The sequence below is a fragment of the Alteromonas sp. BL110 genome (assembly GCF_003443615.1).
GTDB lineage: Bacteria > Pseudomonadota > Gammaproteobacteria > Enterobacterales > Alteromonadaceae > Alteromonas.
The window spans coordinates 746,627-766,372 of the sequence record NZ_CP031967.1; the positions used below are offsets into that span (position 1 = coordinate 746,627).

Below are 19,746 nucleotides of genomic sequence, written 5' to 3' on the forward strand. Positions count from 1 at the left end.
TGGCACTAATGCCCCTCACGAACATTTGAGTAGAGAAAACGAGAAGTAACGGTCATGAATACCAAGGTTATTCGTCTAATTTTAGCTGGCGTCGCGTTATATGCGGTGTTTGTTTTTATGGTTATCGCTTTTTATCCTGATAAACCTGAAAATATGGACTGGAAAGACCGTGAAGAGTACAACCGCGTCCAAATTACTAAATTGAAGCTGGGCAGTACGCGAGAAGAGGTGCTTGCTTTGCTGGGCTCGCCTGATATCACAGAGGCTAAACGGCAAGGCACAACAGCGATTCAAGTAATGTTTTTTAGAACTCAGCACGTACGCGCAGACGGCTTAACAACACAAGATGAGTGCACGCCTTTGCTGTTCGAAAATGATAAGCTTATAGCTTGGGGTGAAGGGGCTTACTCCAGCTATCAAAAAAGTTAAAAGGATGGGGAGTGACCGGCATCATTTCCACACTTAAACGCCTTGTTCATATAGGCGAAGCTGAGTTATCAGTTGAGCAGCGTATTAATCATTGGTTAAAAAACGCAAAACGGATATTGACGTTAGTTAATGCAAACCCAGCCCTAGCTGCGGCCACGCTTCATATCGATAACGACTTACCTAAAGACACGCAACAACTTTTGCTATTGGCACTGTTTGGCAAGCTCTGTCGATTGAACGACCATTACCTACAGCACGTTCTCGCCTCTTTACTTGCTACCTTTTGGCTATCAAGCGCTAAAACACCACGAGATAGCATTCCTGAAGTCATTCGCTTTTTGCGTAAACACAATCTGACCATTTGGCAAGATACGGTAAAATTGCAAAAAGCCTTTCAGACAGGAAAATGCAGTAACTTCATTGCAGATAACCGTCTGAATTTAGCGCAGAGGCTGTGCCTTCTATCAGGTGTTTTCGCCACAAACGTGAAAAAAAACGATCACCAAGCGGTGTTTACCCGCATAGCCTGTCGCTTACCAGCTTATCATCGGCATCATATTGCACCGCTTATTAGACTATTCGAAGGTTTACTTCCTGGAGCAAAAGTATTTGCTGAGGGCGTGCCTGGTGCATTAGTCGATGTGCAGCAAAACCATGGTTATGTATTCACGCTCAGCAAAGATGACGAAGATGGTAAGTGGCTCCCTTTAACGGCTATTCAAGCTCCGGTGCCATTATCATTGCCATTTGAGCATTTTATGGCGCTGTACACTGACACAGCCAGTGCCAGAGTAAACCAGGGAGGTACACCATACCTGCCTTCAACATTCGCTATCCAACAACCTCCGAAAGCGCTTATTACCATTATCGACGAATTGCAAAAGCAAGATGTAGTGATTGAACAGCTGTGTGAAAAAATTGAAAAAGTCCCCACTTTTAATCACTTTTTAATGCACATGGCGAGTCAAGACAACAGATTGCAACTGCCTGTTAAAAGTATAAAACAGGCAGTACTAACCTACGGTATAGAACGGGTGGGCGACATGCTTATTCAGTTCGCCCTTTTAGAGCGATTAACGCAAAACCAATTTCCTCTTATGGGAATGTGCAAACAAATAACCTTGCTAGCGTGTTCGTTTTCCAGCTACTTGGCGCAACTTGTAGATTCGAAGTTTACGCCACAATCAGCAGCTTTAACGATGACCTTTATTTGCACCCCTTTATTCACCCTTCCAGGCTTCAAAGTATCTAAATCCTTGCCCGTCGACCTCGAAAAAACCGTTTCTATTAATAACGCGTTTAAAGTGAAGTCCGATACGCCTTGGCTAGCAATAGCGTCGGAACTCGCTGGTAGTTGGCACCAAAGTTCTACCTGGCGCGCGGTAATACATCAGTGTGGCAAAGCGAGCACCGAAGTTCCCAAATCGATTCAAAAAGAACAGGCAGTCTTAGTGTTAAGCTTTTCACTTGCGAAAGCATGCTTATTTAATCAAGATGTTTATACATTACTGCAAGATATTAACGTGAAAACCCTTTTAAGGATTTTAAGCTTAGAACCCAATGATGTTCTCGATGCGCTTGAGTCTAGTGGGCAACTACTCTTCTGCCCCCTACCTTTATAGCGTTTTTAACGTTTCTTTAGCGGCGCTCCAGATGTGTTTATACGTTCAATGATAAACATCTGTTGAGTGCTAAGGTATCAACTAGTGTATTTAATACCTTTCAACTTTAAACGATTACTTCCACAGTATTTAATAGTCGAAAAAGCCCATTACCAATTAAATTTATCTTTACGAATGGCTATAACTTGCGCCGGCTATCGGGTAAAATAAGACAACTTTTGCCGTGCTTTACCCCTTTTCCCTACATTTTCCATTATAATATGTACGCAGGCAAAATTTGGCACCTTACGCGCCAAACAAAAAACTTAATAAACCTAACGATTTTGATAACAGAATTACCAGAGGATCCCTCCACATGACTCAGCAACGTATTACAGTCATTCGCGGTGACGGCATTGGCCCGGACATTATCGATGCGACCACAAAAATTCTAGATAAGGTTGGCTGTGACTTTGCCTATGACTATGCCGATGCGGGCTTAGTTGCACTGGAAGAACATGGCGAGCTTCTACCTCAAGAAACACTAGACCTTATCGCAAAAAATAAAGTTGCGCTTAAAGGCCCTTTAACTACGCCAGTTGGTGAAGGCTTTACGTCTATCAATGTTAGTCTTCGTAAGCAGTTTAAACTGTACGCTAACCTTCGCCCTGTAATGTCTTTTAAAGGCACAAAAGCACGTTATGAAGATATTGATATCATCACTGTACGTGAAAACACGCAGGGTATGTACTCTGGTCTAGGCCAAGTAGTTTCAGAAGACGGCAACGAAGCTGAAGCAATGAGTAAAATTACTCGTGACGGCGCTGAGAAAATCGTAACCTTCGCCTACGAACTAGCTCGTCGTGAAGGTCGTAAGAAAGTAACCGCGGTTCATAAAGCAAACATTCTTAAGTCAACTTCAGGTCTATTCCTAAAAGTTGCCCGTGAGGTTGGCGAGCGTTATCCGGATATCGAGTCAGCAGAAATGATTGTTGATAATTGCTGTATGCAGCTTGTGATGAATCCTCACCAGTTTGACGTTATCGTAACGACTAACCTTTTCGGCGACATCCTATCTGACCTATGTGCGGGCCTTGTAGGCGGCCTTGGCATGGCACCGGGGGCAAACATCGGTGAAGATTGCGCAATCTTTGAAGCCGTACACGGTAGTGCTCCAGATATCGCGGGCAAAAACCTTGCGAACCCAACGTCTGTCGTTTTAGCTGCAGCGCAAATGCTTGAATACCTAAACATGGGTGATAAGGCAGAGAAAATTCGCACAGCGTTGAAAGACGTTATTGAGTCTGGCGACCGCACCACACGCGACCTAGGCGGTGAAGCTGGTACGACAGAATTTACCCAAGCGCTTCTTGATCGTCTATAAGCGTCTCGTGCTGTAGTACTGTTATTATTTTAAAACGGGCTCTCTAGCCCGTTTTTTTATACATTACTCTCCACTTTTTGAATAAAAACTGTACTAAAACTGGACTACCGCTTTTTCACCCCGCCTCTATTATCTTGCTTGTACATGCAGAGGTGCTTCGCGCTTTATTACTAATCGTTACATCGAATAGGCTGTAATCTTTATGGTCAAGTTAGATTCGATAGTATTAAGACTAGAAAGCGTCAGAGCACTGTGGGTACATAACTTTAATCCCATTTAGCTAAAACGTAATACCAGAAAAACAGGTCGCGTATTTAGCAACACATACAAGGAAAGATGATGAAAAAATTAATCTCTGGCTTACTCGTACTATCAGCACTAGCTATACAAGCTCCTGTGGTTAATGCTGAAGTTGAAAGCAGTAAACACACACAAAGTAGCGAATTGACAAACCTCCAACAACGTATCGACTTAAACTCAGCGACTGTGGAGCAGTTAGTTTCACTACCAGGTGTTGGTCAATCCAAAGCAAAAGCGATTATTAAGTACCGTGAAGAAGTGGGACCGTTTCTTGAAGTCGCGCAACTAACCCAAGTAAAAGGTATTGGCGAAAAAATGCTAAGCAAGATAGAAAACTATGTTCTTGTTAAATAGACGATAGGTAACTTAGCGTCTCGCCTTCAAAATTAGCATCGCTAGTTTTCCAGCTAGATAAAAACTAAAAATAAAAAAATGCGCCTATTAGGCGCATTTTTTCTAAATAGTAAGTAGAGCAAACAGCTACTAGAGATAGTTAGCTGAGTAATACGTCTATTTCACTACAGACGCTAAGTACTCTTTAAACTCATCACCTAAAGAAGGATGGCGTAATGCATATTCCACATTAGCTTTCATGTAGCCTAACTTACTTCCGCAATCGTGGCTCTTACCTTTCATGTAGTAAGCATCTACTTGTTCAAGCTTCATCAGTGCATCAATAGCATCGGTAAGTTGAACTTCACCGCCCGCACCTGGTGGTGTGAACTCTAGCAAATCCCAAATCTTTTCTGAAAGCACATATCTACCAACTACAGCTAGGTCTGAAGGCGCTTCGTCACGAGGTGGCTTTTCAACCATTGCGTGAATTTTCGCTGAGTCACCCGGAGTGATAGCCGCTCCATCAAGATCAGCAATACCAAACTTAGAAATATCTTCTTCTGGTACCTGCTCAACCATAACTTGGCTTACACGGCTGGTGTTAAATTTAGCTACCATATCAGCAAGGTTATCCTTTTTAGGATCACTTGCCACATCGTCAATAATCACATCAGGAAGAACAACAGCAAATGGGGCATCACCAATTAATGGGCGAGCGCACAATACAGCGTGGCCTAATCCGTTAGCTACGCCTTGACGAATGTGCATGATAGTTACGTCTTTCGGACAAATTGACTGCACTTCTTCTAAAAGTTGACGCTTAACACGTTTTTCAAGCGTTGCTTCAAGTTCAAATGAAGTATCAAAGTGGTTCTCAATGCTATTTTTACTAGCGTGAGTTACTAGAATAATTTCCTTTACACCAGCCGCAACACATTCGCTAACAACGTATTGAATTAGTGGCTTATCAACCACAGGCAACATCTCTTTAGGGATAGCTTTCGTTGCCGGAAGCATTCTCGTCCCAAGACCTGCTACAGGAATTACCGCTTTTTTAACCTGACTCATAAGTTAATATCCTTTTTTAAAATCCTAGTTACTCGCTCAAGTCGGCGCCTTGCCGTCATTTATTTCTTAAGCTTATCTATAATCGCTATTATACAAAAGAGTAATGCAATCGATGTTCCAATTACCTTTTTAGAGCATTTATGTCTTACAAATGGGCATTACGGTTACTTTTTATTCATTAATGCACAAAACTTGGGATAAATAATATCTAATGCACCAATATAGTGAAAGCGAAGTGAGTATATTTTTCACTTCACTTACGAACCATTTAGTTAAAAGTAGCTGATCAGCGACGCTTATTTAGCACTCTTCTTTGAGTGAATAGGGCCGCCGTGGCGCATAAAACCATCTTTTAACCCGTGACGCATATACTTACCTCTCGCTTTTCCCTGCCCAAAGCAAAATCGATTCACAAGATACCTTACGGGTATTGCACAAACATGACGGAGCTTCCAATAAAGCGGAACGTAGCTACGTCTAGCAAGAATAAGCACATTGCGAAACTGATAATAGAGTCTAATGGGAGCACCTTGTTTAAACATAACACCACATACTTTCACCCTATCATCGCCTTGCCGATGAGGCATACAAGCACTTAACGACTGATAAATGGCCATACCCTTAGCTCGAGCTCGCCAGCACCATTCATGATCAACACCATCAATGAAAAGTGACTCTTCTTTTCCGCCCACTCTCTCAAAAGCACAGCGAGAGATAAGCATGCCTGAGGCAATAATTTGTTTCACTTCTTTCAAGCTATCAGAGACCTTTTTACCTTTTTGAAGCACACCCTGATCAACACAATCAGAAAATTGACAGTAAATAGAGGGGCCAATAGCGGCGATAGGGTTTTCTTTCTCCAAGGTAGTAAACTGGCGTAGTAACTCAATAGCAATGGTAGGTGTAAACTGACTATCTTGGTCGAGCAGGAAGGCGTACTCAACACCTTTATCAAAGAGCTTTTCTAAGCCTATGTTTTGAGCTTTCGCAATTCCCACGTTGGTTTCGCAATGAATGTAAGTGCAGCTAGATGTATTGAAACGCTCATCAACATTGGCAGAATTATCAACTAATACTAAATCCCATTCAGGCGCTGAAAACGCACTAATAATACTAGAAAGGTGCCCAAAATCGGGGTTATAGAGTATTACGACAATCCCTGTTTTCAATGCTTACCAAACCTTTCTAACAAATGCCTGTCGAGCTTGTATGCTAATTTAACCACTTTTCCTGGCATTAAGCGCAACGACAAGACACCGCAAGCATAAATAAAGTTATAGGGAGAAAACTGTTTTAATTTGGTGATTGCAAAAATGCGCGCTTTAAATTCATTGAGAGATTTACTTAGTCCACGACGCTTATAGAAGTTATTCACTCTTCTAAACTTTAATAACCGGTCCTTCAGATTTCTGAAGATATAACCTTGTGACGCTAGCGAAATCCAGAAGAAATAATCTTGCGTGTTAAGTAAGTCGCCATTGTATCTGTGACCATCGTGAAACACGTTGTAACGGATTACCACTGTAGGGTGATTAAGCGAGCAACGTCTGGGCAGTATTCGGGTTATTTGCTTGTGCGAAGCAGGCATTACTCTGGCCCCCACCTTCTTTCCGCTTTCGTTTATTTCGGTAAGCGCTGAACCGAGTACGGAAATATTGCTATGCCGATTTAGGTAAGTGATTTGGCGCAAAAGGCGGTGCTCTTCAGATATATCATCTGCGTCCATTCTCACAAAATAAGAGGGCTTAAACTGCAAACCAAAATCGATAGCTGAGTTCATACTACTTGCGAGCCCAACGTTGTGGCTATTTCGCGCTAAAATGATTCTATCGTCGCATTTTGCGGCATCTTTAAGTGCTTTAGTAATAGGCTCTGGCACCGGGCCGTCAATCACAACGATGAAGAGAAAATCGGTATAGGTTTGGCCAGTTATACTGTTTATAGCCTCTCGCAACCATCTCGCATTATCGGCCTCATAAACGGCCATTGCGACAATCGATTCAACATGCGTTTCTTTATTTTCGTTATGAATGACAGAGAATTGATTTATCAAGAATTTCTTACCAGCAAAAAAAGTAACAGAGAAAATAAAAGCGCGTATGCGCGCTTCTTTTTCGAAGGTATGTTACAGAGATTTCATGCAACCTGCTATGGGTTTTACCGAATCTACGACCTTATTCGCTTAATAAAGCGAAGTACGCTCCATATATGCTGAATCACAAGACTATAAACAACTAGAAGCCCAATAAAGCCATAGAACATAACCGCTTCAGGTGCTTGATAAACTTCGCCCAGAATACCGATAAGGCAATAGCACGCGCCTAGACACAATATAGCTACCAACGACTGTCTACTACTTAACCCTGCACGCATAAAAATGTTGTGAAGATGCTGTCGGTCTGGCTTCAACATTGATTGCCCCTTGCGCGCACGGCGATACATGATTGCAGCCATATCCATCAAAGGAAGCCCGACAAGCCACACCGCCGTTATAGGCCTAAACGCAGCAGTGTCACCTTGGGTGTGGTCAACAAGCAGCCATACAATGGTGAGGCCGACAAACATACTGCCTGCATCGCCCATAAATATCTTGTTTCCTTTAAATCCTTTCCAACTAAGATTAAACGCCAGGAAAGGCACAATAGCAGCTACAATAATAAGCGGCTCCATAATAGAGGCGCCATTACCGGTAAAGATTAAAAAGCCGGCCACGGTAAGCAATATAACCAAGCTCATACCACCAGCAAGACCATCAATACCATCTATCATGTTAAATGCATTGATAACACCAACAACACAAATGATCGTGAAGAAATAGCCACCAAGGTCAAGCAGCACCTCTCCGGTACCGAAGATATTACCTAACGACGTAATATAATTTTGCGCGCTCCATGCCATAATGGCGGCTACGCCAAATTGACACATAAGACGCCCTTTGGCACTCAAATCAAAGCGGTCGTCCAGCATACCAAGTAACACTACAAAAGCAGATGCGGTAAAGAATAGCGGGTTATTTTTCATCCATACATCTGTGGCAACGCTTGCGACAAGCACAGCCATGAATATTGCTACCCCTCCCGTTAAAGGGACGATACCTGCGTGGCGTTTACGTGCAGTAGGCTGGTCAACTAAGCCAAACTGATGCGCTAAGGGCGTCATCACCACTAAAAGAATTAGGGCTACGAAAAATGCAGTAAAAAGCGGGACGAACTGCAAGTACGCTAGCATAAAACACACAACCTCTCGTCACCGGTTACTGAAACACTCATATTTTCCAGCCTGACCAATGCACTTGTAAATTTATTTAAAAAGCTCAATATTGATTCCATATTTATACAACTTCCATTTCTTCCAGCGCGGTGAGGGTTTATCGTTATAACTATGCGGGTCGAAAACTGCCATATGATATAAAACATTTGTTTAAGTAACCACCCCAATCGAAAAATTATCGTTTCAAAACATTTCATAATCGCTACAGTTTCAACTGCGATGACTACGCACAACTATTACGCTAATTGCCACATGAAGCCACTTCGTGACATTTCAGTTACTTTCAAATACAAGATGCAGACGTACAATAAGCGTAATTATTTCCTTCAATATGAAATCTTCTACTTGTTGGGAACTTTCCAAGAAGAATACAGTCACTTTGAAGTCACAAGCCATGGCGCCACTGCGATAGCAAACATGCTTTTTTTAAAACTTATGTTATCCTAGCGCGAAATTGCTATATGGATATGAAAGCTAATGTTCAAACAATTCCAACGTTTAATTTTGCCACTCGCACTAATCGCGAGCGCAGCAGGGTGTACTAACTCACCTACAGTTACCGAAGCGGACATACCCTTAGTGCATTCTTCTCTTGCATATTCCCTAGCGCCAGAAAAGGAGCTTGCAATAAATATTCCAGAAGCCAATATTTATTTTGATAAGAAAGCATCTTTTTCAATACGCTTTGATGGCTATGATTACTCAGCCACTAAGCACTACATTTCAGCCACTGGCAATAAGTGTATCCGCTTTACTTTACAAGATAGTGAATCTGTTCACGCCAGTGCGCAGCGTAAAGTAACGACTTGCCAGCGGGATGGGCAATGGAAAGTCGTTTCTCCTCTCGTAGTTTCGGCAACGGCGCAAGGTGAATAAGTTAATGAAGTTTATGGGTATAAAAAACACAATCAAAACACTTTCAGTAACAGTGTGTTCAGCCGTAGTTGGCTGCATGCTTTTGCAACCTGTTTTCGCACAAAGCGTCGAGCAGCTTCAACAGTTAAGAGAAAGGGCTCAACAATCGCAAAGCGGAGGGACTACACAATCAGTTTCTCCTCTAAGTATCTCATCACAGCGAACTCTACCTGGTGCAACAGGCTCAGCAAGTTCTATGGGGCAATTTTCAACTCAGCCAAGAAACGGTGTAAATTTGCCGGGAGAACCTACTATTGATACGGTTTTCCCCGCCCAAGCCCCTATGGAAAACCCGCCATTCGCTGCGAACCTATTTATTGGTGGCTTTGAATCGGAACGCAGTTCAGGTTTAAACGACAATTACCTAGTTGCACCGGGTGATAAAATAAATATCTGGTTATGGGGCGCGGTTAATTTCTCCAGTGTAGTTACCGTAGACAACCAAGGTAACATTTTCATCCCCAATATTGGTCCTATCCGCGTTGCAAATACACCTGCGGGCAGTGTAAACCAAACGGTTACGGCAAAAATCAGGCAGGTGTATACCAATGATGTGAATGTTTACGTAAACCTACTCACTTCTACACCTGTGTCTATATTTGTATCAGGGCCAGTATTGCGCCCGGGGCAGTACGCAGGCCTTGCGTCAGATAGCGTACTCTATTATCTAAAACGCGCGGGCGGCGTCGATTTCCAACGTGGCAGTTTTAGACAAATAGATGTGGTTCGCAATGGCAAGGTAGTAGCAACTGCAGACTTGTATGCATTTTTTAGAAGCGGAAAGCTTCCAGAAGTATCGTTCAAAGACGGTGACACTATTTTAGTGCACCCAATTGGCAACACTATTGTGGTTGAAACCGGAGCGCGGAATAGCTTTACCTTCGAATTTTTAAACGAAGAGCTTAACGGTGGCGTGGTTAATTATTTTGCTCGTCCCGGTGAATTTGCATCTCATGCCTCAGTGACAGGGGTTCGCAATAATAAACAGTTTGCACGTTACTTAGATTTAAAAGAGTTTGCCTCTTTGGAACTAAGCGCAGGCGATACGGTTGAGTATATTGCGGATCACGAACCTCAAATATATCGCATCAACGTTGCTGGCGCCTTCGCTGGCGCATCACAAATTATGGTTGATAAGGGCGCGCGCTTGCTCGACGTGCTAGATCATATTGAAGCTGATACCACACTTTCTGACACGCAAAATATTTACCTACTGAGAGAAAGTGTAGCGATAAAGCAAAAGGAAATTATTGAAGAGGGTTTACAGCGCCTGGAAAGAAGTATGTATACCGCACCAATAAGCTCAACAGGTGAAGGCGCTATTCGTGCACAAGAAGCACAGCTTGTCGCAGACTTTATTGCCCGTGCACGCCAAGTGGAACCTCAAGGCCGTGTGGTTGTGTCCGAAAATGGCGATATAGCAAACATTCTATTAGAGCCTAATGACACCATAGTTATCCCTGAAGTCACAGATTTGATACATGTTGGGGGAGAAGTATTGCTACCTCAGTCCGTGGTGTTTAACCCAGATGCAACTACTGAAGATTACGTAGCTTGGGCTGGCGGCTTTACTGAACGCGCTGAAGACGAGCGTATACTTATTGTTCGCAAAAACGGTAACGTTACTTTTTCAAGCGTGAACGACTCATTCCTTTCAAGCGACGAAAGCAAGCTTGAGCCAGGGGATCAGATTATCGTTCTGCCTGCAATTGACACAAAGGTACTGCAAGCAGTTAAAGACATTACCCAAATTGTTTATCAAATTGCTATTGCAGCTAACGTAGCTACTAATTAAGCATGGTAACCTTTAAAGACCAGCTCTACGCATGGAGAGGCGTTATATTCGCGCTTTTCCTGCGTGAGCTTCAAAGTAAATTTAATGATAAATTTGGTTTGGGATGGGCATTTTTAGAGCCCTTTGCATTTATTTTCGCGCTGTCATACCTGCGCGGACTGATCAGTGGCGATGATATCCACTCTATCCCTCTCTTTCTGTTTATGATGATTGGTATGGTCGGCTTGCAGTCTTTGACTACATGCTTACAGTCAGTTTCAACGTCTGTACGAAGAAATAAGCCGCTCTATGCTTTCAGACAGGTTCAACCTATTTCAGCAATACTCACAGCCGGCTTCCTCGAGTTTTCTGTAAAAGTAGTGGTTGTCGCATTGCTATGCCTTGCGCTATACCTGATGGGTGAGACCTTTACGGTAAACGACCCATTGCTGCTGATATCTTTATTTTTACTTTTATGGGTATTCTCTATATCCATTGGGATGATCTTTGCTATTGCTGCCGCATTCGTACCAGAAGTTGATAAAATTAAATCAATGCTAACTCGTCCGTTAATGTTTATTTCGTGCGTATTTTTTAGCTTGCAAGACTTGCCCGAAGAGTATTGGCCGTATTTGACGTGGAACCCGCTTGTACATTTCAATGAGCTCGCACGCTATGCATGCTTCGAGTCCTATGGGACCAAAGGAGTGTCGTTAAGTTTTGTTATAGAAATTACCATCGCCTTCTTGTTTCTAAGCCTTTCGATGTACCACATCACGTGGAAGAGGGTGCTATCTCGATGATCAGAATAGAAAACTTAACAAAGAGCTATCCCAGTAAAATGGGGCCTCAATATATTTTTAAAAATCTAAATTTTGATTTTCCAACCGAGAATAACGTCGCAATTCTAGGTAAGAATGGTGCGGGTAAGTCAACCCTTTTCCGCATGCTAGCCAAAAGTGAATACCCGGACAAAGGCCGGGTTTTAACTAATAAAGCTATGTCGTGGCCGGTAGCTCTGCAAACAGGTGTGCACCCACAAATGACGGGGCGTGAAAACACGCGCTTTGTAGGACGAATTAACAACGTCAAATCGCTTCCTGAGTACGAAGAAAAAGTTCAAGAGTTCGCTGAGTTAGGAAAACGCTTCGATTTGCCCGTAAAGACCTACTCGTCAGGTATGCGCGCAAAATTGGTGTTTGCATGCTGCATGAATATTAATTTCGATATTTATCTTATCGATGAAGCGACATCTGTGGGCGATCCGCTTTTCAGAAAAAAAGCACGTTTATCACTCAAGGAAAAAAGCGAGCAGGCTGGTGTTATCATGGTTAGCCATGAACTTGACCAAATCCGCGAATTCTGTACATCTGCCGTCATCATTGACGATGGAAAGCTCACTTATTATCACGATCTCGAAGAAGGCATCGACGTTTATACGCAGGATGCAGACAATAAGAAATCACTTAAATAGGTTCAAATCACAGTGGAAAAATCTCTCACACAGCTCAATGCCCTTCTAAGTAAACACAAAATGCTGTTGCTTGTACTTCCATGGGTACTTTACGCCGCCTATCTTGTTTTGTGGGCGGCGCCACAATACGAAAGTAAAAGCCAGCTTATTGTTAAATCAAGCGATGGAGGCAGTAGCTTCGACCCGTCTTCTCTACTGATGGCAGCCGGCGTATCTGGCGCGTCAGGCGGTACAGAAAGTCAATTAGTGGAAGCCTATATTCAATCTGCAGATATGATTAAGTTTCTCGATGAAACGATAGGCCTTCGAGAGCATTACATGTCAGACAAAGCCGATATGTTTAGCGGCCTTCCCTCTTCTCATAAGCAAGAAGACTTTTATCAGTTTTACTTAGATCATATTGAAGTAAGCGTTGATTCAGCATCTTCTGTCATTAGTCTGCGCACACGCGCCTTTGACGCAGAGTACGCGAAAATAATCAACCAAGCTATTGTTGATAAAGCGGAAGAGTTTATTAATAACATCAATAATAACTTGGCGAAATCGAAGCTCACTTTTGCTAAAGGTGAACATGAGATTGTTGAGCAAAAACTTCAGCAAGCAAAGACGGAAATTTTAGGCTTTCAATCCAAATACAACGTGCTTGACCCTACAGCTGAAGGTGCAGCGTTTCAGCAAATCGCTTTTTCATTGGAAGCGACACTTGCTCAGAAAAAAGCGGAGTTAAGTACCATGTCTACCATGATGTCTAACGTCGCACCTGAAGTCATTAATATTAAGCGTGAGATAGCCGCCCTCCAAAAAGAAGTAGAAAAGCAGAAAGAGCGAATTAGTACTGCGGAAGGAGAAAGCGAAGCCCTATCTGTAAGTGAGTTGATGGCGCAATACAGTAACCTTCAGGTTCAGCTTCAACTCGCCATTCAAGCGTACTCTTCATCGCTGATTACGCTTGAAAACGCGCGCGTAGAGGCGTACCAAAAGCTACAACATTTGGTCACGGTAGAGTCGCCTACCCTTCCGGATGATAATGCTTACCCCACGGTTATTTACAACCTCGTTTTATTTGGCGTTTCGCTATTATTGATATATGGAATTGTCAGAATTGTCGTTGCTACCATCCGCGAGTTATAGCGCTTCGGTAATCTAAGTACGTTAATAGTTCAATTGGCTAAGTCGTTCAAGGCTTAGTCGATTGACACTGCTTTAATGAAGTTTGTCGCCCAAATCTTGTGTCTTTAAGCAAGCTCTAGTATAAGAAGCTATCCGCCTTACGGACTAATATCAAAGAGCCTATCCTATAAGTGCTCTACAATAACAACCATAAGCAATATGGAATTAAAATATAATTATGAAACCATCTAACGATACTAGCTTTTTCGGCCATCCAGGGGGCCTAAGAACGCTATTCTTTACAGAAATGTGGGAGCGCATGAGTTACTACGGTATGCGCGCGCTACTTGTTCTTTTTATGACTGCGAGTTTACAAACACAAGGTTTGGGCTTAACCGTCGCAACTGCTGGCGCGATCTACGGCCTATACACAGGTGCGGTATACTTTTTAGGTTTACCTGGCGGTTGGTTAGCTGACCGTCTAATTGGTGGCAGAAGCGCCGTATGGTACGGCGGTATTATCATTTTCGCAGGTCACGTAGTACTTGCTATAGACTTACAAAACCTATTTTTCGTGGGCCTTATTCTTGTTGCTTCGGGCACAGGCTTACTTAAGCCCAATATTTCAGCCATGGTTGGTCAGCAATATGGTGACGATGACGGCCGACGCGATAGTGGTTATGCGCTATATTACATGGGCATAAATATCGGCTCTCTTATCGCCTACCTAGTGACTGGTTATTTACAGGAAAACTGGGGCTGGCACTATGCATTCGGTGCTGCTGCTATTGGTATGGCCATTGGCCTAATTCAATATTACTTCAGCAATCGCTCGCTATCGGCTGATTCTGTCGCCCCGGCAAACCCATATCAAGGCGCGGCTAAGCAACGTGCATGGATGGGCGTATGGGCAGTGGTTGCGATTGCTATAGTGGTTATTGTACTTGCGCACATGGGCACCATTGTTATCGAGCCTGTCGCCCTTGCTCAACAAGTTGCCGTTGCATTCACCGTCATTTTCTTCGCTTACTTCGGCTTTATTTATTTTAAAGGCCAGCTGAGCGAGAATGAGAAAAAGCGCATGTGGGCACTATTTTTAGTATGTGTTGCATCTGCTTGTTTCTGGTCTGGCTTTGAGCAAGCAGGCTCTTCGTTAAACCTATTCGCACAGAACTATACCGACCGTGTACTTGAAAGCGGTTCTCTAATTACGTCCCTATTCGGAATGGACGCAATTCCTACTGTATGGTTTCAGCTTTCAAACTCGCTATTTATCATTATTTTGTCGCCTTTCTTCGCTGCCCTTTGGATTAACCTTGCTAAGCGAATGATTGACCCGTCGTACACCATCAAATGTGCTATTGGTATCGTTATTATGGCATCGGGCTTCTTGGTAATGTTTATGGCGTCACAATACGCTGCTCAAGGCCTTAAAGTTGCGCCTATGTGGCTAGTTACTACTTACTTCTTGCATACGGTTGGTGAGCTTTGCCTAAGCCCAGTGGCACTAAGCGCTGTAAGTAAGCTCTCGCCCAAGCGTTTTGCAGGGCAAATGATGGGGGTGTTTGTACTAACCTACTCTATCGGTAATATCATCGCAGGCCTGCTTTCTGGTAACTTTGATCCAGAGAAGGTTGAGCAAATGCCTGACCTGTATCTTCAAATTGCCCTATTTAGTATAGCTATTGCTATCGTGATTGGCTTAATGAGCTTTAAGTCTCGTTTCTGGGAAAAAGCAGGTATTGAAGAAAAAGCGTAATTTATTGTTAGCATGTTTTAAGTGTTGACCAATTACCCTACAATAACCGCCGCGACGTAACGTTCCGGCGGTTTTTTATTTAAGGTTTCGAAATAAAGGCTTAGAGCAAACCTATGAAGTTTTATTTTTCTACAAGAGACATTCCTGCCTTACAAGGTCTTCCTTTAACAGAGCGCGTTAAGTTGCTCGACCAGGCTTCAAAACGGCTTACTGTTCCAGAAAAGACCTTACTGAATGTTCTAAAGCTACTCGTTATCGTGCCTGTGTTTGCTCTTATTCTTCAAACCGCATCAAATTGGACCTCGTTACTCTGGGCTTTTGTGGTATTTTTAGTTTATCCATTGGTTATCAAACCTATTCAATATTCCATATGCGCTAAATACATCGCGCAACCGTCTAGCAAGGAGAATGCATGAAGACCATCCTAGTCACTGGTGGTGCCGGCTATATAGGTAGCCACACAGTTCTACAGTTACTTGAACAAAACTACGGCGTTGTCGTACTCGACAACCTAGCCAACTCAAGTGCTGAGTCGTTGCGTCGCGTTGAAACCCTGACGGGTAAGTCGGTGACATTTGTTCAAGGCGATATTCGCGACATTGCTGTGTTAGATGACATCTTCAGCGAGCATAATATTTTTGCCGTTATTCACTTTGCGGGCTTAAAAGCCGTTGGCGAATCTGTACAAAAGCCCCTTTCGTACTACGAAAACAACGTGTACGGCACGCTAACGCTATGTAAAGCCATGCAGAAACACAATGTGAAGAATATTGTATTTAGCTCATCTGCTACGGTTTACGGCGACCCAGCATCGCTCCCGCTACGAGAAGATATGGCTACAGGGCAACCAACTAACCCTTATGGTATGTCTAAACTGATGGTTGAACATATGCTTAGCGATCTTTATGTATCAGACGGCGATTGGAACATAGTGCTGCTTCGCTACTTCAACCCAGTTGGCGCGCACGAGTCGGGTCAAATTGGTGAAGATCCTAACGGCATTCCAAATAACCTAATGCCTTATATCTCTCAGGTAGCCACCGGTAAGTTGGAGCAACTAAGCGTATTTGGTGATGATTACGATACTGTTGATGGCACTGGCGTTCGCGACTACATCCATGTTGTCGATCTTGCAAACGGCCACTTGAAGGCGCTCGACCGCTTAAACCTAAATATGGGTCTGGATAAATACAACCTAGGTACGGGTCAAGGCTATTCAGTAATCGAAATGATCAAAGCTTTCGAAAAAGGTTCGGGTAAAATTGTATCTTATAAAATTGCACCGCGTAGAAGCGGTGACGTAGCAGCCTGTTACGCCGACCCTACTAAAGCAGCCACAGAACTTAACTGGCATGCTGAAAAAGGCTTAGAAGATATGTGTGCCGACACATGGAACTGGCAATCGCAAAACCCGATGGGCTACCCAAAGGACTAGTTTGTCATTTGAACGCTGCCAATAAGCTTGTTCACATACCAAGAATAAAAAAGCCATGCTGTTGAGCATGGCTTTTTTGTTAGAGCATATATAGCTAGGTGACGTTGAGGTTAGATAACAATAAATACCCCCTCTCCCCGAACTTTATCCAACATCGTTTTGTTTATTACTCTTTCTCTATTTGCCGTCTTTCGACTTGGAGTCTTTTTCTTGTTACTTCGCTTTCTCACTGTCATCAGATGACGCATCTTCTGAATCTGTAGGCTCATCAACAGCTTCTTCCGACGTTTCTTCATAGCTATCAAAGTCATTGCCTTCCAACATTGCTTCGAAATCAGCAAAGTCATCAAGCTGCTCATCATCTATCGCTTTGTCACCGCTTTTACCATCAGTAACGCGGAATTCTAGATTCTCAAAATAAGCATTTTTAACGAAAGCATAATCGTCAACTGACTGCTCTAACTGCGCTTCTTGGTCGAGTAATTGAGCTCTCGTTTCAAGTACAGAAATACCAATACGCGCTAAGTTTACCGAGCCTTCAAGTAACGACATTGGAAACGCAAAACCGTCCACATAGTCACCAGTAAAGCTTCGCGGATCGCTTGGGCCTAAAAATGGCAACATTAAGAAAGGGCCTGTATCTAAGCCCCACACAGCAAGGGTCTCCCCAAATTGCTCTCGTTTACGCTCAATCCCAATCTTAGATGCGACATCAAAGGTGCCAACTAAGCCTACCGTGGTGTTAATTAAGAATCGAGCTAGGCTATCTAGTCCATCATCCACCTTACCTTGAAACATATTATTTAAAAAGTTTGCCGGCTCTTGTAGGTTATCCGTAATGTTGACTAAGCCAGTGCGTGCAGGCTGAGGCATTACGGTTACATAAGTAACTGTAATAGGGCGCAAAATATATGCATCCAATACATCCCAATTGAAATCCCAGATTTCACGGTTAACCGGTTCAAGCGGATCTCGTGGGTCAGATGTATCCACTACAGCAGCATTTGTCTTAGCTTCCTGAGACTGCGCTTGAGACTGTGCATCATTAGTCGCACAGCCACCTAGAATACTTGCGGCAATAATAAACCCAGTAGCGAGCGATTTAGACAAATCCATACTTATAATTCCTTATCAATAATAATGCTTAGTGAAGAAATCTCATTGGCAATAACACTCGAATTTACACTACCTTGCCATTCCCCTTGAGCTACCGCCACATTGCCATCTTTCGATAGCCTTGCGGTAACCACTACATCAGAAAGCGCAGCAAGTGTAAATTGCGGCATCATAGCGTTCTCGGTAGTTAATGTTACAGAAACCGGAAAGTCTTCTATTGGCAGCTTAGCCACTGCAGCGGGCATTCTATTAGCTGAGTTAGCATCTTGAGCAAACACAATTAAAAAGCCTTCTTTAGGCGCGCTAGCTTTGGCGTCATCAGACAAATTAACGGTAATAGTAAAACCAGTAACGGCTTCCTTGATATCGCCCTGTGCACCTGTCTCATCCACAGGTTCTGCATCAGAGCGTTGTATCGCTACCATTTCGCTGGTATTTCCCTCTAGCTCTTTTATACGCGCAACTAAACGCTGGGCCATATCGCTATCTGCTGGCAGTTTGCCTTCAACTTGCTGATAAAAACGACGAGTATTATTAAGATCACCAAGTTGAGCAGAAACCACTGCCATCATAAGCGCGAGATTATCATTCTCAGGGTTATCATTAAGCAAACCTAATAAGATAGATTGCGCGCGTTCCAAGTTATTTACATCACCCGTGGTCATCAAAGCTTGAGCTAGCGTAATGCGGTTACCTGAATTAGTAGGCGCCAAACTAACTGCTTTATCTATAGCTTCAATAGCCTGCACTTCTTGCCCAACACTCAACATCAATCTGCCGAAATACATCCAGCCAGTATCGTCTTCGGGCTCTTCTCTCAAGCGCTGGCGTATGGCAAGAGCAAGACTAGCAATATCTCGTTGGGTCAGGTTATTCGCGTTACCGCTAGCAAGCTGTTGACTTAGCTCGGGTAGCGCTTCAATTGCTTCATTTGCCTGAGCCACACGCTCCATCTGGTTCACTTGCGAATACACAATTGTTCCGCATACAACTGCAAGTAGACCACCTATTGCAAGTGGCAATTTAGCGTTACCGGTTTTGTGTTGGTGAAATGCACTTTCATCCACAAGTGCCAGTTTAAGTTCATCAACCGCCTGGCGCTTGTCGTGCTCACTAATAAGCCCTTCTTGCACCTCGCGGTCAAGTTCAGCAAGGCGCTGCTTAACAATTTGCGTATTGCTCAAACTGTCTTGTTTTGCGTGATTTTTATTGCGCAGCCATGGGAAAGCGACAATTAAAAGAACAAGCGTGATTAAGCCTGAAACAATAATATAAAACTCAGACCAACTCATTCTTTCTCTCGCTCCAACATTTCATCCGCTTTGGCTAACTTAGCGGCCATATCTTCAGGTGGCGTTACCGATTTTCGGCGAATTACAACCAACAAGGCAATGAATATAAACAATACTGGGCCAGCCCAAAGCCACAATGTCGCAGCCGTAACAGGCGGTTGGTAATGCACAAAGTCGCCATAGCGCGACTTCATGAATTCAATGACTTCCTGCTCCGTTTTGCCCTGTTTGAGTAGGGTGTATACTTTTCGGCGCATGTCGTGGGCAATCATGGCGTCGCTATCTGCAATATTTTGGTTTTGACACATTGGGCAACGCAGTTCAGCGGTAAGTTTTAAAAAGCTCTCACGTTGTGCTGAAGTATCGAAGGTAAATTTATCTTCAGCGGCGTGTACCGAGAAAGCGCCAAGTATCAGCAAAAAGGCAAGAACTCTAGTCACTAGCGTTTTGAAAACGGAAAAGTTGATAGTCATATTGTGAGCA

19 protein-coding genes are annotated in these 19,746 nt (G+C 43.4%); 12 read left to right on the forward strand and 7 right to left on the reverse strand.

Annotated elements, in window-relative coordinates:
- The first annotated feature begins 54 nt into the window (after window positions 1-54).
- The 4 genes from D1814_RS03245 (at window position 55) to D1814_RS03260 (ending at window position 4,068) form a co-directional block, all read left to right on the forward strand.
- Window positions 55-429 carry a DUF3192 domain-containing protein gene (locus tag D1814_RS03245; RefSeq protein ID WP_118490079.1) on the forward strand — a complete coding sequence of 125 codons (375 nt, stop codon included), beginning with the start codon at window positions 55-57 and terminating at the stop codon, window positions 427-429.
- A gap of 11 nt (window positions 430-440) precedes the next feature.
- Window positions 441-2,051, forward strand: a complete 1,611-nt coding sequence (locus D1814_RS03250) for a histidine kinase (protein WP_118490080.1) — start codon at window positions 441-443, stop codon at window positions 2,049-2,051.
- A 355-nt stretch (window positions 2,052-2,406) separates the two neighbouring features.
- Entirely contained in the window at window positions 2,407-3,414 is a 1,008-nt protein-coding gene (locus D1814_RS03255; RefSeq protein WP_118490081.1) for an isocitrate dehydrogenase, read from the forward strand.
- Window positions 3,415-3,753: 339 nt separating this feature from the next.
- Window positions 3,754-4,068, forward strand: coding sequence for a ComEA family DNA-binding protein (locus tag D1814_RS03260; protein ID WP_118490082.1), 315 nt, complete (start codon window positions 3,754-3,756; stop codon window positions 4,066-4,068).
- Window positions 4,069-4,224: 156 nt separating this feature from the next.
- On the opposite strand, the gene galU is transcribed toward D1814_RS03260, so the two are convergent.
- From galU to wecA, 4 genes are all read right to left on the reverse strand, one after another.
- Window positions 4,225-5,118: a UTP--glucose-1-phosphate uridylyltransferase GalU gene (galU, locus tag D1814_RS03265; RefSeq protein WP_118490083.1), complete on the reverse strand. Its 894-nt coding sequence runs from the start codon at window positions 5,116-5,118 to the stop codon at window positions 4,225-4,227.
- Between the two features lie 296 nt (window positions 5,119-5,414).
- Window positions 5,415-6,287, reverse strand: a complete 873-nt coding sequence (locus D1814_RS03270) for a glycosyltransferase family 2 protein (protein WP_118490084.1) — start codon at window positions 6,285-6,287, stop codon at window positions 5,415-5,417.
- Complete coding sequence (locus D1814_RS03275) at window positions 6,284-7,171, reverse strand: glycosyltransferase (RefSeq protein WP_118490085.1); 888 nt, start codon at window positions 7,169-7,171, stop codon at window positions 6,284-6,286. Before D1814_RS03275 ends, D1814_RS03270 begins: the two co-directional genes overlap by 4 nt.
- A 113-nt stretch (window positions 7,172-7,284) precedes the next feature.
- Window positions 7,285-8,346: a UDP-N-acetylglucosamine--undecaprenyl-phosphate N-acetylglucosaminephosphotransferase gene (gene wecA / locus D1814_RS03280; protein ID WP_118490086.1), complete on the reverse strand. Its 1,062-nt coding sequence runs from the start codon at window positions 8,344-8,346 to the stop codon at window positions 7,285-7,287.
- A gap of 519 nt (window positions 8,347-8,865) precedes the next feature.
- On the opposite strand from wecA, the gene D1814_RS03285 reads away from it, so the two are divergent.
- From D1814_RS03285 to galE, 8 genes are all read left to right on the forward strand, one after another.
- Window positions 8,866-9,264 (forward strand): hypothetical protein, encoded by a 399-nt coding sequence (locus D1814_RS03285; RefSeq protein WP_118490087.1) that lies wholly within the window; start codon window positions 8,866-8,868, stop codon window positions 9,262-9,264.
- Between the two features lie 4 nt (window positions 9,265-9,268).
- Window positions 9,269-11,098: a polysaccharide biosynthesis/export family protein gene (locus D1814_RS03290; RefSeq protein WP_118490088.1), complete on the forward strand. Its 1,830-nt coding sequence runs from the start codon at window positions 9,269-9,271 to the stop codon at window positions 11,096-11,098.
- A 2-nt stretch (window positions 11,099-11,100) separates the two neighbouring features.
- On the forward strand, window positions 11,101-11,880 hold the full coding sequence (locus D1814_RS03295; protein ID WP_118490089.1) for an ABC transporter permease: 780 nt from the start codon (window positions 11,101-11,103) through the stop codon (window positions 11,878-11,880).
- Window positions 11,877-12,551 carry an ABC transporter ATP-binding protein gene (locus tag D1814_RS03300; protein WP_118490090.1) on the forward strand — a complete coding sequence of 225 codons (675 nt, stop codon included), beginning with the start codon at window positions 11,877-11,879 and terminating at the stop codon, window positions 12,549-12,551. Before D1814_RS03295 ends, D1814_RS03300 begins: the two co-directional genes overlap by 4 nt.
- 12 nt (window positions 12,552-12,563) lie before the next feature.
- Window positions 12,564-13,682 carry a capsule biosynthesis protein gene (locus D1814_RS03305; protein ID WP_118490091.1) on the forward strand — a complete coding sequence of 373 codons (1,119 nt, stop codon included), beginning with the start codon at window positions 12,564-12,566 and terminating at the stop codon, window positions 13,680-13,682.
- 217 nt (window positions 13,683-13,899) lie between these two features.
- Window positions 13,900-15,420, forward strand: a complete 1,521-nt coding sequence (locus D1814_RS03310; protein ID WP_118490092.1) for a peptide MFS transporter — start codon at window positions 13,900-13,902, stop codon at window positions 15,418-15,420.
- Between the two features lie 113 nt (window positions 15,421-15,533).
- Complete coding sequence (locus tag D1814_RS03315; protein WP_118490093.1) at window positions 15,534-15,836, forward strand: DUF6170 family protein; 303 nt, start codon at window positions 15,534-15,536, stop codon at window positions 15,834-15,836.
- The gene (gene galE, locus D1814_RS03320) at window positions 15,833-16,855 is read left to right on the forward strand and encodes a UDP-glucose 4-epimerase GalE (RefSeq protein WP_118490094.1); all 1,023 of its coding nucleotides are present in this window, start codon (window positions 15,833-15,835) and stop codon (window positions 16,853-16,855) included. The genes D1814_RS03315 and galE overlap by 4 nt, the downstream gene beginning before the upstream one ends.
- Before the next feature lie 213 nt (window positions 16,856-17,068).
- Here the strand turns inward: galE and D1814_RS03325 are convergent, their stop codons facing one another.
- Genes D1814_RS03325 through D1814_RS03335 form a run of 3 tightly spaced genes read right to left on the reverse strand, consistent with a single transcriptional unit; the run spans window position 17,069 to window position 19,736 of the window.
- Window positions 17,069-17,971, reverse strand: a complete 903-nt coding sequence (locus D1814_RS03325; protein ID WP_118490095.1) for an MlaA family lipoprotein — start codon at window positions 17,969-17,971, stop codon at window positions 17,069-17,071.
- Window positions 17,972-17,973: 2 nt separating this feature from the next.
- Window positions 17,974-19,263 (reverse strand): c-type cytochrome biogenesis protein CcmI, encoded by a 1,290-nt coding sequence (ccmI, locus tag D1814_RS03330; RefSeq protein WP_118490096.1) that lies wholly within the window; start codon window positions 19,261-19,263, stop codon window positions 17,974-17,976.
- Window positions 19,260-19,736 (reverse strand): cytochrome c-type biogenesis protein, encoded by a 477-nt coding sequence (locus D1814_RS03335; RefSeq protein ID WP_232369011.1) that lies wholly within the window; start codon window positions 19,734-19,736, stop codon window positions 19,260-19,262. The genes ccmI and D1814_RS03335 overlap by 4 nt, the downstream gene beginning before the upstream one ends.
- Window positions 19,737-19,746 lie beyond the last annotated feature (10 nt).